The 13,327-nt window shown below is 65.9% G+C and carries 9 protein-coding genes; 4 read left to right on the plus strand and 5 right to left on the minus strand.

Annotated features, from left to right (window positions below):
• The first annotated feature begins 79 nt into the window (after positions 1-79).
• Together HBJ55_RS18575 and HBJ55_RS18580 are read left to right on the plus strand one after the other, a co-directional pair.
• Complete coding sequence (locus HBJ55_RS18575) at positions 80-1,879, plus strand: IlvD/Edd family dehydratase (RefSeq protein ID WP_167118783.1); 1,800 nt, start codon at positions 80-82, stop codon at positions 1,877-1,879.
• 34 nt (positions 1,880-1,913) lie between these two features.
• Positions 1,914-2,798, plus strand: a complete 885-nt coding sequence (locus HBJ55_RS18580; protein WP_167118550.1) for an SMP-30/gluconolactonase/LRE family protein — start codon at positions 1,914-1,916, stop codon at positions 2,796-2,798.
• On the opposite strand, the gene argE is transcribed toward HBJ55_RS18580, so the two are convergent.
• Positions 2,795-3,949, minus strand: coding sequence for an acetylornithine deacetylase (gene argE, locus HBJ55_RS18585; RefSeq protein WP_167118553.1), 1,155 nt, complete (start codon positions 3,947-3,949; stop codon positions 2,795-2,797). The two genes, HBJ55_RS18580 and argE, sit on opposite strands and share 4 nt — an antisense overlap.
• A gap of 307 nt (positions 3,950-4,256) precedes the next feature.
• Between argE and katG the strand changes: the two genes are divergently transcribed.
• Both katG and HBJ55_RS18595 read left to right on the plus strand, forming a co-directional pair.
• The gene (katG, locus tag HBJ55_RS18590) at positions 4,257-6,479 is read left to right on the plus strand and encodes a catalase/peroxidase HPI (RefSeq protein ID WP_167118555.1); all 2,223 of its coding nucleotides are present in this window, start codon (positions 4,257-4,259) and stop codon (positions 6,477-6,479) included.
• 375 nt (positions 6,480-6,854) lie between these two features.
• Complete coding sequence (locus HBJ55_RS18595) at positions 6,855-7,085, plus strand: virulence RhuM family protein (protein ID WP_206022760.1); 231 nt, start codon at positions 6,855-6,857, stop codon at positions 7,083-7,085.
• A gap of 69 nt (positions 7,086-7,154) precedes the next feature.
• On the opposite strand, the gene HBJ55_RS18600 is transcribed toward HBJ55_RS18595, so the two are convergent.
• From HBJ55_RS18600 to HBJ55_RS18615, 4 genes are all read right to left on the minus strand, one after another.
• Positions 7,155-8,033 (minus strand): alpha/beta fold hydrolase, encoded by an 879-nt coding sequence (locus tag HBJ55_RS18600; RefSeq protein ID WP_167118558.1) that lies wholly within the window; start codon positions 8,031-8,033, stop codon positions 7,155-7,157.
• Between the two features lie 185 nt (positions 8,034-8,218).
• The gene (locus HBJ55_RS18605) at positions 8,219-8,587 is read right to left on the minus strand and encodes a YciI family protein (protein WP_167118560.1); all 369 of its coding nucleotides are present in this window, start codon (positions 8,585-8,587) and stop codon (positions 8,219-8,221) included.
• 87 nt (positions 8,588-8,674) lie between these two features.
• The gene (locus HBJ55_RS18610; RefSeq protein ID WP_167118562.1) at positions 8,675-11,977 is read right to left on the minus strand and encodes an AAA family ATPase; all 3,303 of its coding nucleotides are present in this window, start codon (positions 11,975-11,977) and stop codon (positions 8,675-8,677) included.
• On the minus strand, positions 11,974-13,251 hold the full coding sequence (locus HBJ55_RS18615; RefSeq protein ID WP_167118563.1) for an exonuclease SbcCD subunit D C-terminal domain-containing protein: 1,278 nt from the start codon (positions 13,249-13,251) through the stop codon (positions 11,974-11,976). Before HBJ55_RS18615 ends, HBJ55_RS18610 begins: the two co-directional genes overlap by 4 nt.
• Positions 13,252-13,327 lie beyond the last annotated feature (76 nt).

Genomic DNA, 13,327 nt, shown 5'->3' on the forward strand with positions numbered 1-13,327 from the left:
CCATGTCGTGTATCACTATGCCCACGACAAAGGACAATCCGGCCAGGACAAGACCGCCGACTCGCATGAGGATCGCGACATGACCGACCGCAAGATCACGCCCGACCAGTTGCGTTCGCGCTGGTGGTTCGACAACCCCGACCACCCGGGCACCACGGCGCTGTGCATCGAGCGCTACATGAACTACGGCATCACCTTGGAGGAGCTCGCCAGCGGCAAGCCGATCATCGGTATCTGCCAGTCGGGCTCCGACCTGACGCCGTGCAACCGCCACCATATCGAGCTGGTCAAGCGGGTCAAGGACGGCATCCGCGCCGCCGGCGGCGTGCCGTTCGAGTTCCCGCTGCACCCCATTCACGAGAACGCGCGGCGGCCCACCGCCGCGTTGGATCGCAACCTGGCCTACCTGGGCTTGGTCGAGGTGTTGCACGGTTATCCGCTCGACGGCGTGGTGCTCACCACCGGCTGCGACAAGACCACACCGGCGAGCCTGATGGCCGCCGCCACGGTCAACATTCCCGCCATCGTGCTCTCGGGCGGGCCGATGCTCAACGGTTGGCGCGGGCCGGACCGGGTTGGCTCCGGCACCATCGTCTGGGAGCTGCGCAAGCGCCTGGCGGCGGGCGACATCGACTACGTCGAGTTCCTCGCCCGGGCCAGCGACTCGGCCCCCTCGGTGGGCCATTGCAACACCATGGGCACCGCCTCGACCATGAACTCCATGGCCGAGGCATTGGGCATGAGCCTGCCTGGCTCGGCGATGATCCCGGCGCCCTACAAGGAGCGCTCGATGGTGGCCTACGACACCGGCGCACGCATCGTCGACATGGTGTGGCAGGACTTGCGGCCCAGCGACATCTTGGTCCGCGAGGCGTTCGAGAACGCCATCGTGGTGTGCTCGGCGCTGGGCGGCTCCTCCAACGCGCCGATCCATATCAATGCCATCGCCCGTCACGCCGGGGTCGAGATCACCAACGACGACTGGCAGGCGCTGGGCCATGCCATTCCGCTGCTGGCCAACGTGATGCCCGCCGGGGCCTATCTCTCCGAGGAGTTCTACCGCGCCGGCGGCGTGCCGGCAGTGGTTCATGAGCTGCTTGGCGCCGGCAAGCTCCACGGCGAGGCGTTGACCGTCAACGGAAGAACGCTGGCCGACAACTGCGCCGGGCGCGAGACCCAGGATCCCGAGGTCATCCGCCGCTACGATAATCCCTTGGTGCAGCAGGCCGGCTTCCTCAACCTCAAGGGCAACCTGTTCGACTCGGCGCTGATGAAGACCAGCGTGATCTCCGCCGACTTCCGCGCGCGTTTCCTTTCCAATCCGGACGACCCCGACGCCTTCGAAGGCAAGGTGGTGGTGTTCGACGGCTCGGAGGATTACCACGCGCGTATCGACGATCCGACGCTCGACATCGACGAGGATACGATACTGGTGATGCGCGGTGCCGGCCCGGTGGGGCATCCGGGTGGCGCCGAAGTGGTCAACATGCAGCCGCCCGAGGCGTTGATCAAACGCGGCATCGAGTCGCTGCCGTGCCTGGGCGACGGGCGCCAGTCGGGCACCTCCGGTTCGCCCTCGATCCTCAACGCCGCGCCCGAGGCGGCCACGGGCGGCGGCCTGGCGCTGCTCGAGGATGGCGACCGCCTGCGTGTCGACCTCAATAGTGGCGAGGTGCGCCTGCTGATCGACGATGCCGAAATACAGGCGCGACGCGAGCGCCTGGAGAAGCAGGGCGGCTATCGCTATCCCGATCACCAGACGCCGTGGCAGGAGATCCAGCGCACCTTGGTCGACCAGCACGACCAGGGCATGGTGCTCAAGCTGGCGCCCAAATACCGCGACGTGGCGCGCCAGAGCCCGCCGCGCGACAATCACTGAGGTCATGGAAGCCGTGAAATACGAGGGAGGAGTCATGCCAGAGGGCAACATTGAAGTCGCGGTCGAGCTCGACATGAGCCTGGGCGAGAGCCCGGTGTGGTCGGTGGAGCGTCAGACGCTCTATTGGGCCGATATCAACAACGGCCATGTCTACTCCTGGCGCCCTCGGGACGGCGGTGTGCCGACGCGTATCGAACTGGGCGAGAAGGTGGGCTGCGTGGCGCTCACAGATATGGGCTTGGTGGCGGCCGCGGCGTCGGGCATCGTGCGTCTGCCCGAGAACGGCGAGCCCGAACGGCTGGCGACCAACGCCGAATGGCAGGCGGGGCAGGGAAACCGTTTCAACGACGGACGCTGCGACGCTGCCGGGCGGCTGTGGGTGGGCACTATTGCCGCCGACGAGTCGAGCCCCACGGCGGCGCTCTACTGCCTCGACAAGGGGGAACTGACGCAGCGTGTGCCCGGCATCGGTATCTCCAACGGGCTCGCCTTCAGCCCCGACCGGCGCTGGCTCTACCACACCGATTCGCCGACCCGGCGTATCCTGCGCTACCCCTTCGATGTCGACAGCGGCGCACTGGGGGAAGGCGAAACCTGGGTCGACCTGGAGGCGCTGGGGTTGCCCGGCGTACCCGACGGCGCGGCAGTGGACAGCGAAGGGTGCTACTGGAGCGCGCTCTATGACGGCGGCCGCGTGGTGCGCTTCTCGCCCGAGGGCGAGCTGGTGGCGGAGCACGAGGTGCCGTGTCCGCATCCGACCATGGTGGCCTTCGGTGGGGCCGACCTGCGCACTCTCTACATCACCACCGCGACCCAGCACCTGGATGCCGAGGGCAAGGCGCGCTGGCCGCTGGCCGGCAGCCTGCTGCAGATGCAGACTGGCGTTGCGGGACTCGCCGAGCCTGACTTTACAGGCTAACGGCTGGCCAGCCGGCGCCCCAAGGCCTGCATGAAGCGGGTGCCGGCCGCGAGCTGCTCGATCTCGATGTACTCGTCCGGTTGATGTGCCTGACGGATGCTGCCGGGGCCGCAGATCACGGTGGGCAGACCCACGCGCTGGAACTGACCGGCCTCGGTGGCGTAGGCCACCGCGCCGCTGGGCTGCTCACCGAGCAGCTCGCGGCACAGGCCGAGCACCTCGGCATTGTTGTCGTCGGCCAGCGCTGGCACGGTAACGTTGAGCGCTTCGGTGACAATGCCGGCCTCGGGTGCGCGGCGCTGCATCTCGATCTCGAGCTCAGCGGCGTAATCGTTCACCCGGGCGATCAGATCCTCGAAGCGATCCTTGGGCAGGTGGCGAATCTCCCACTCGAAGGTGCACTCGCGGGCCATGATGTTGATTGCGGTACCGCCGGCGATTTTGCCCACGTGCAGGCTCGAGTGAGCAACGTTGAAAGCCTCATCGATGCGACCCTCGGCACGCAGCTCGGCCATCACGTCCTCGATCTTCGTCACTAACCGCGCGGCCACATGGATAGCCGAGACGCCCTGGTCGACCTGGCTGGAGTGTGAGGCGCGGCCGGTCACCGTGGTGCGCAGGTTGGTGGCGCCCTTGTGGGCCACCACCGGCTGCATCATTGTGGGCTCGCCGACGATCACCGCCGCGGGGCGCGGGTGGTCGGCCATCAATATTTCGATCATGCGCGGTGCGCCGATGCAGCCCACCTCCTCGTCGTAGGAGAGGGCCAGGTAGAGCGGTGCACTGAGTTCCAGGTTCACCCATTTCGGCAACTCAGCCAGGGCGCAGGCGATGAAGCCCTTCATGTCGCAGGTGCCGCGCCCGTAAAGCTTGCCGTCGCCCTTGTCGTTCAGGGTGAACGGGTCGGTGGACCACGGCTGGCCATCGACTGGCACCACATCGGTGTGGCCCGAAAGCACCACGCCGCCTGCCACATCCGGCCCGATGCGCGCCAGCAGGTTGGCCTTGCTGCTGTCGTCGCTCTCCACCCGCCAATGATCCACTCCATGCTCGTCGAGGTAGCCTTCGACAAAGGCGATCAGGTCGAGGTTGGAATCACGCGAAACGGTGGCAAAGCCCACCAGGCGCTCAAGCATTTCGGCGGCGGTCATGACGCACTCCTTTCATCACAATGCCGAAAGCCTATCACGACTGGATTGGCCGAAGGCTATTCCGGGTGGCCTCGGATAGCTGGTCTTAAGCTATTTTCAATGGCATTTGGCGAGGTCAATAGCGACTGACTATTGAGGCGGTGCGGAAAAACAAGTCTCTCCTAATAGATCCAACTGATATACCTGACGTCACGCTGATGGCGAGCAGGAAACACTTCGTTGCCTGGCTACCTGGCCTTGACGAGCGGGGAGATGTCATCGGCACCACTTTTTTTGCACCACAACGCGTCACCAGAGGAAGAGCGTCATGGATCAGAAAGTCGATAGCAGCGCAGGTAAATGTCCCGTCATGCACGGGTCTCGCACCAAGCAGGGCGATACCGGCAACTCCAATCATGACTGGTGGCCCAACCAGTTGAACCTGAGCATACTCCACCAGCACTCTCCCAAGTCCAACCCGTTGGGGTCGGAGTTCAACTACGCCGAGGCGTTCAAGTCGCTCGACCTTGCTGCCGTCAAGCGAGACCTCGAAGCGCTGATGACAGACTCCCAGGAGTGGTGGCCGGCCGACTACGGCCACTACGGCCCGCTGTTCATTCGCATGGCGTGGCACAGCGCCGGCAGCTACCGCGTAGGCGACGGCCGCGGCGGGGCGGGCACCGGCACCCAGCGCTTCGCGCCGCTCAACAGCTGGCCCGACAACGGCAACCTGGACAAGGCGCGCCGCCTGCTTTGGCCGATCAAGCAGAAGTACGGCAACAAGCTCTCCTGGGCCGACTTGTACATCCTTGCGGGCAACGTCGCGCTGGAGTCCATGGGTTTCAAGACCTTCGGTTTCGCCGGCGGCCGCGAGGACGTCTACCAGCCGGAAGAGGACATCTACTGGGGCGCCGAGGACGAGTGGCTGGCCGACAGCGGCCACGCCAAGAGCCGCTATTCCGGCGAACGCGAGCTGGAGAACCCGCTGGCCGCGGTGCAGATGGGCCTCATCTACGTCAATCCGGAAGGCCCCGACGGCAATCCCGATCCCCTCGCTTCGGCCCGGGACATCCGTGACACCTTCGCCCGCATGGCCATGAACGACTACGAGACGGTGGCGCTGACCGCCGGCGGCCACACCTTCGGCAAGACCCACGGCGCCGGCGACCCGGTCAATGTGGGGCCCGAGCCGGAAGCCGCCCCCATGGAGGAGATGGGCTTCGGCTGGAAGAGTCGCTACAAGAGCGGCAAGGGCCGCGACACCATCACCAGCGGCCTCGAGGGGGCGTGGACGCCGACGCCGACCCAGTGGGACATGAGCTACTTCGACGTGCTGTTCGGCAACGAGTGGGAACTGACCACGAGCCCGGCCGGCGCCAAGCAGTGGGTGCCCAAGAACCTGGCCGAGAAGGACATGGCGCCGGATGCCGAAGATCCGAGCAGGCGGGTTGGCATCATGATGTCCACCGCCGATATGGCCATGCGCGAGGATCCCGAGTACCGCCGGATCTCCGAGCACTTTCACAACAACCCGGAAGAGTTCGCCGACGCCTTCGCCCGTGCCTGGTTCAAGCTGACCCACCGCGACATGGGCCCGAAGGCGCGGTACCTCGGCCCGGAAGTCCCGGCGGAAGAGCTGATCTGGCAGGACCCGGTGCCGACAGTGGACCATGAACTGATCGATGCGCAGGATGTCGTCAATCTCAAGAGCAAGATCCTCGGTTCCGGCCTGAGGGTGGCCGAGCTGGTCTACACTGCCTGGTCGTCGGCCTCCACTTTCCGCGGTTCCGACATGCGCGGCGGGGCCAACGGCGCGCGCATTCGCCTGGCGCCGCAGAAGGGCTGGGAAGCCAACCAGCCCGAGCAACTGGCCAAGGTACTCAAGACGCTGGAAAGCATCCAAGGCGACTTCAACGCGCTGCAGTCCGGCAAGCGGGTTTCGCTTGCCGACCTGATCGTGCTGGGCGGTGCCGCCGCCATCGAGAAGGCGGCCAGGGATGCCGGCCATGCCATCGAGGTGCCGTTCATCCCGGGGCGCACCGATGCCAGTGAAGCTCAGACCGACGCCGAATCCTTCGAGTGGCTGCGCCCGGAGGCCGACGGCTTCCGCAACTACCGCCGGACTCGCTTCACCGTCTCCGACGAGGAGATGCTGGTGGACAAGGCCCAACTGCTGGGGCTCTCCGCACCGGAGATGACCGTGTTGGTCGGCGGCATGCGTGTGCTCGAAGCCAACTACGCCAACTCACGCCACGGCGTGTTCACCGATCGCCCCGGCAAGCTGACCAACGACTTCTTCGTCAACCTGGTCGACATGGGCACCCGGTGGCAGCCGGCCTCGGCGGAAGCCGACGTGTTTGAAGGCCGCGACCGCAAGAGCGGCGAGCTGAAGTGGACCGGCACCCGGGTCGACCTGGTGTTCGGCTCCAACTCCCAGCTGCGCGCCATCGCCGAGATCTACGCCCAGGACGACGCCAAGGAGAAGTTCGTCAAGGACTTCGTTGCTGCCTGGAACAAGGTAATGAACGCGGATCGCTTCGACCTGGTGTAATCCAGTCGAGAAGCGAGGAGTGACAGTGGCGCCCCGGCAACGGGGCGCTTTTTTTCGTCGAGCAGGTGCTTCGCGGGATATTCGAAAGTTAAAATATGACTCCAGCTTATTTTAATTTCGCCCGTAATTTAAAATAAGGCGCTGTTTTGCGAGGCTTAGTGCCCCCTGCAACGAGAGGCGCATAGCGTCAGATGGGGCCGAAGCGTAGCATTGGCGCACGTTTTCTCAGCGGCCAGCAACGCAATGAGGGCGCCTGCATGGCCAGGGGCCGGAAAATCAAGGGCTGCTCGGCAAGAACGATAGGGACGACACCACACCGATATCCAGACGCCCATCATCATCTATGAGGAAGCCGGCCAGGAGGTTGAGGTACGGTTGGATGCCGAGCATGAGACGGTTTGGCTGACGCAGGCACAAATGGCTGAGCTATTCGACGTCAAGCCCCAGAACATCACCATGCACTTGAAGAACGTCTACGAAGATGGCGAGCTGGTAGAGGAAGCAACTTGTAAGGATTTCTTACAAGTTCAGCATGAAGGGCAGCGGGAGGTTAAACGCAAGCGATCATCGCAGACCTGCTGCATGGTCTTGGCCAGGTGGGTGTGAGCGGTGGGCTTCCATTTTACTTTTCCTAAAGGGAAAAGTGGCGCCAGGCGTTACCTGGCGCTCCAGCTGTCAGGGCGCCGTGCCGATCATCCGTTCCAGTTCGCGATTGAAGGCATTCGGCTTGGCCATATGCAGGAAGTGGTCGGTGCCTTCCATGATCACGGCGTCGAATTCGGACAGCAACTGCCGGTTGGCTTCGATGTCGGTCGGCCACAGGTCGGCATTGATGGCGATTACCGGCACGGTCAGTTCTTGGAAGTGCTGCGCCGCTTCCCCATCTATGTGGCGTGTTCCCATATCCTCGAATGCACTGAGGGCGACGTCTGGCACAGCGGCTGCCATGTCCCGTATGACCCAATCGCGTAGCGTGGCATCGGTCTCTTCGACGAACATCGTAGCCGTGAAATGGCGCGCGGCGTCGGTAAAGTTTTCCTGCATTGGGGCCAGCATTTGCTCGAGATCGGACTGGGTCATTTGCGGTGCGACATGGTGGAAGGTATCGACGCCCACGATCCCGATGACGCGTTCCGGCATGAGACGTGCTGCTTCAACGGCGACCGGTCCGCCCATGGAGTGCCCGATGAGAATGGCCTGTTCCACGCTCAGGTCCTCCAGCACCGCTTTTATGTCCTCACCGAAGGCCGGCATGGTGTAGGCGTCACGCCCCAGGCCGGAATGTCCGTGACCGGCGAGATCGATCGTCACCACTCGATGCTGCTGAGAGAAGTGCGGTACCTGTCCGCGCCAGTAGCGCCCGTCGCAGCTCCAGCCGTGGATGAAGACGAGCGTGGGTTCGCCGCTACCCTGCACCTCATAGGCAATCGGAACTCCGTCTGCCGACTCGGTCATGCGCGGCCAGTTCACTTCGGCTGCGAATGCCTGACCCGCCAGCCCCAACAGCAGTGTCAGGCCCAGGTAACGCATGCCGTGCAACGCAAAAGCCTGCATGATGCCTCCCTTCAAAGACTCCTTGAATCATGCAGCATAGCCGAGCCGGCGGCTACGCCTCGGCGAGCTTGCGATCCGTTAGGCATTCACCGTAACAAAGTCCTCTGACCGCCATGCTGGCTGAACGGCGGGAAGCGTGGAGCCGATGCTGGTGGCCGTCGAGATAGGGGAGGGAGATAACCCGCTCAGTAGCGGCTTTCAGGTCTCAATTCCTCCTCGACGGGCCTCACCTCGATGGTGCCAAGTCGCGCTGACGGCCAGCCGGCAGCAATCTCCAGGGCTTCCTCTTCTGATGTGACCTCGATCAGGAAGAAGCCGCCTAGCTGTTCCTTGGTCTCGGCAAAGGGCCCATCGGTCATGGTGAGTTCGTCATCACGAATTCTCAGGGTGTGAGCCTTGGTGGCGCTCTGCAGGGCGTTGGTCAGGACCAGCTTGCCTCGTCTCTGCAGGTCCGCCACATAATCCAGGGTTTCCTGTAGTAGCTCATGCCACTGGGCTTCCGTCATTTCGCTGAATATTCGCTCTTCCTCATAGGCGAGACAGAGGTACTTCATGGGAGACCCTCACGTTGGGAATGCTGCCCTGTAGAAGATGACGCACGGAATGGGCCGGCGCAATGGGCCGTGAAGGGCGACGAGACGTCAAAGGCTGACCAACCTCGCCCGACTCGTGCCATTGCCCAACGGCTCCACCTGGATCTGCACCGGAATACGCTCGTGCATCTCCTGCACGTGAGAGATCACGCCGACGCGGCGGCCGAGTGCCTGCAGGCCGTCGAGCGCTTCCATGGCGAGTGCCAGCGACTGCGGGTCGAGGCTGCCGAAGCCTTCATCGATGAACAGCGACTCGATGGTGAGTTCGCCCGAGGCCATGGAGGCGAGCCCCAAGGCCAGCGCCAGCGAGACGAGGAAGGTTTCGCCGCCAGAGAGCGAGTGCACCGAGCGGCGCTCGTCGCCCATGTCGTGGTCCACCACCAGCAGGCCGAGTTCGCTGCCGCCGCGTATCAGCCGGTAGCGCCGGCTGAGGCCGGTGAGGTGGGCGTTGGCGTGCTCCAGTAGCTGGTCGAGATTGTAGGCCTGGGCGATGCGGCGAAAGACCTTGCCGTCGGCGGAGCCGATCAGCTCGCTGATGCGCCCCCAGCGCACATGCTCGGTGCGTGCCGCTTCCAGTTCGGCCTGGCCTTCCTGCTGGCGCGTGCGCCTGCGATCGTCGTCGCGCAGGGCGTGAACGGCCTCGTCGCGTGTCTGCTGGGCTTGCTCCAGCTTCGGCTCAAGGGCCTGCCGTTCGGCGACGAGCGCCTCTCGACGATTGGCGATTTCCGCTTCGACGGCTTCGCCCAGTAACGCCTCGTCGCTGTCGTCATTGGCCAGCGCCTGCCCGCGGCGGTGCTCGAGCAGGGCGTGGCGCCGCTCGGCGAGGCTCGCCTCGGTGCGCTGGCGGGCCTCGTCGGCATTGGTCAGTTCGCGTTCCTCACGTTCGGCTTCCGCCTCGGGCTGCGCCAACAGCCGGGCCAGCGTGGCGTCGTCCAGCTGCGGGTGGGCCTGGCGCCAGTCGGCCAGTTCCCGCTCCAGCGAGGCGCCTTCCTGAATGAGCTGCTCGATGCGCTCGGCTTCGTGATTCGTCTGCTGGGTAAGCCGCGCCTGTTCGCCCTCGGCACCGTGGCAGCGCTCGATGGCCTGGTCGCGCTGCTGACGTGCCGACTCCTGACGCCCCTCCAACGCCTGCTGCCAGGCCTCAGCGGAGGCATGTTCGCCGAGCAGTGCCTGGAGAGTAGCGGCCAGTTCGCTGTGCTGCTGGCGCATGGGAGGTAGACGTTCGCTCTGTTTGCTCAATTCCTCTTCGAGCGCGGTCCGTCTGACCTCGAGCTGGGCGAGCCCGAGCTCGCCCTGGCGCAAGGCTTCCTCGAGCGGGGCCAGCTCGGCCTCGGCGTGGGCCAGTGCCTGGAGCGTGCGTTCACTCCGCTCGCGTTCGCCGTCGCTCTCGCGGCGCTGGTACGCCAGCCAGGCGTCGCGCTCGGCGGTATCGATGGCGCTGAGTTCGGCGTGCAATGGATGCTCGGCCAGGCCCTGCTGCGCCAGGGCCTGGCGACTGTCGGCCTGCTGCAGCTCCTGGCGGCAGCGGGCCATCGCTGCGGTGACGGCGCGGTACTCGCCTTCGAGCTCGTCACGCTCCCGTTGGGCCTGTTCCCACGCCTGCCGGGCCTCGGCTAGCTGTTGTTGCTCCTCTGCCTGCTGGGCGGCCAACTGTGCAGCCTCGGGGGTGGCGGGCGGCTGGTGGCGGTAGGGATGGTCGATACCCCCGCACACCGGGCAAGGATTACCTTCCTGCAGCGCCTCGCGCAACTGCGCCACGCTTTCGCTGCGGGCGGCGCGGCTGCGTTCGATGAAGTCGCGCAATGTGGCGTAGTGACGTTCCCGCTCGTCGAGCCGCTCCCGCGCGGCCTTGCCTTGGGCGGCCAACTCGGCCCGACGCTTTTCATCCAGGGCCAGGCGTTCGCCAAGCTGACGCTGGGCCTGCTCGGCGCGCCAGGCCTCCTGCCATCGGTTTTCCAGCTCTCCCAGGGCGAGGCTGCGGCGGGCGGCCCGGTCGTGGGCCTGTTGGGCCGTCTGACGTGCGGCGTCGAGCTGCTCGTGGCCTCCCATCAACCTACGCAGCGTAGCCTGCCATTCGTCGCGCTGTCGTTTGTACTCGAGCTGCCTGGCTTCGGCTTGCCGGCGCTGCTCAGCCAATCGCTCGGTCTGTTGTCGGCAGTCGCGATGCTGCGTCTCGAGCTCGGCCAACTGCTGGCCCAGGGTGACGAGTGACTGGGTCTGTTCGCGGGCCTGGCGTAGGGCGGGTTCGGCCTGCTGGCGGGCCTGGGTGGCTGCGTCCAACTGCTGTGCGGCCCGGTCCCGCGCCTGCTCGGCGACCTGTTGGGCGGCTTTGGCCTGCTCGAGGGCTTTGAGCGTTTGCCGGTGGGCGTCCTCCAGCGCGGCGATTTCACCGGGCAATGCGGCCTGGCGCAGCAGGCGGTGGCGCTGAGGGGCCAACAGGCGTCGGCATTCGCGATCGACTCTTGCGCCAGCAAGCGAGTGCCACTGCGCTTCGGCGTCACGCTGCTGCCGAAGCCCCTCGGCATAGGCCTGGCGCAGCCGGTGGTCGGTGGCGTGCCACTGCTGGCGAGCCATCAGGCTTTGATTCTGCTGTTGCAGGGCGGCCAGTTCGCTCTCAGCGGCTTTGGCATCGCGCTCCAGCTCGGCGCGGGCTTCGGGCTCGGCGGGTAGGTCGTCGGCGAGCCGGGCCTGAAGCGCATCGGTGCGCTTTTTCGCCTCGCTGGCGCGGCGGTAGGCGGCCATGGAGATCAGCGAGTATTCGGCGGTTCCGGTCAGGCGCTCGAGCAGGTCGCTGCGTTCGTTGTCGTCGGCCTTGAGGAAGGCGGCGAACTCGCTCTGGGCCAGCAGCACGGCGCGGGTGAACTGGTCGAAGGTGAGCCCCAGGCGCTCCGGCAGCAGGCGGTCGAATTCGCGCTTCTGGGCAGTGAGCAGGCGCTCGTCGTCCAGGTCGGTGAGCGACTGCTCCACGGCTTGCAGGCGACCGCCAGCCTTCTCGCGAGCGCGGCGCACGGCCCAACGGGAACGGTAGCGGCGCCCGTCGCGGCCGAGGAAGTCGACCTCGGCATAGCCGCTGGCGGTGCCCCGTCGCAGCAGGGTACGCGGGTCGGCGGTGCTCACCGTTTCGCCCTCCACGTCGGGCAGCGGGGCGTCGCGGCCGGGGGCCTGGCGCAGTCGTGGCGTATTGCCGTAGAGCGCCAGGCACAGGGCATCGAGCAGTGTGCTCTTGCCGGCCCCGGTGGGGCCGGTGATGGCGAACAGGCCGGCATCGCTGAGCGGCGGTACCGTGAAGTCGAGCTCCAGCGGGCCGGGCAGGGAGGCGAGGTTGGCCAGGCGCAAGGCAAGGATCTTCATGAGCGATTCTCCCCGATGGCTTCCTCGCCATCGGCGTCGAGCACGTCCTGCAGCAGCCGGCCGAAATCGGCCATCACCTCGGCGGCGGGGGCTTCGCCCCAGCGGGTTTCCCAGGTGCGTTCGAAGAGCTTTCTCGGGCCCAGCTGTTCCAGATCGACTCGCTCCGGTGCTTCTTCTCCTTCGAACTGGGGCAGGCGGCGCTCCAGGCGCAGCAGGCGCAGTGCCTTTCCCTCTAGCGCGGCTTCCACCTGAGCGCGCAGGTCGGGTACCGGGGCGGTGAGCGAGACGCGGACCTCGAGCCAGGGCCAGCGCTCGCGTGGCCGAGTCGGGTCGTCAGTAAGCGTTTCGAGCTCGGCGAGTACCTGATCCAGCGGGGCGGGGCCGATGCGATGCATGGCCACCGGGCGCGGCACGGGAATCGCTTCCGTGGCGGCGAGGGTTTCGCCTTCCAGCACCGCTTCCACGACCTGATGGGGGTAGGCCACTTCGCTGAAATCCAGCGGCAGCGGGCTGCCGCTGTAGCGAATGCGCGCCTCGCCGACCTGCTGGGCGCGGTGCAGGTGGCCCAGCGCTACATAGGCGATATCGGAGGGAAAGAGGCCAGCGGAGATCGACTCCTCGCCGCCGATCACGATGGGGCGTTCGCTGGCCTCGGAAACGGCGGCGCCGTGCAGGTGGGCGTGGCTCATGGCCACCAGCGCCTGGCCTGGGCTGCGTCGCTTGCGTGCGGCCTCGATCAGCTGTTCGTGAACGCGGGAGATACCGGCGACATAGTCGTTGCGTGGCTCGCCTTCGTTGCCGTCGACGGCCAGGCTGTGACCGGTGACCTCGGCAGGCCGCAGAAAGGGCAGCGCCAGGCACCAGGCGCAGGTTTCGCCGGCGGCATCGGTGAGCGGTACCAGCAGGTGCTCGGCATCGAGCGTGCCATCGTCGAGCCAACTCACCCGGCCCAGGGCATGGGTGCGCAGGCGGCGCATCAGCGGGGCCGGTAGCTCGATGCGGTTGCCGCTGTCGTGATTGCCGGCGATCAGCACGATGTCCAGCATCGGCAGGCGCTCGTGGGCGGCGACGATGAAATCGTAGAGCAATTCCTGCGCGCGCAGCGAGGGGTTGACCACGTCGAAGACATCGCCGGCGACAAGCAACGCGTCGGCCTCCCGGGTAACAAGCGTGTCGAGCAGCCAGTCGAGGAAGGCGCGATGCTCGGCATGGCGCTCCTGACCGTGGAAGGTCTGGCCCAGGTGCCAGTCGGCGGTGTGGATCAGCTTGAGCACGGTATCCCTCGTCGTCGGTTCTGCGCCGATGATACACGAACACACCCCGGCTCCGTCGTTACCGGCTGGCCTTGGG

It is taken from the genome of Billgrantia bachuensis (assembly GCF_011742165.1).
In the GTDB taxonomy this organism is placed as follows: domain Bacteria; phylum Pseudomonadota; class Gammaproteobacteria; order Pseudomonadales; family Halomonadaceae; genus Halomonas; species Halomonas bachuensis.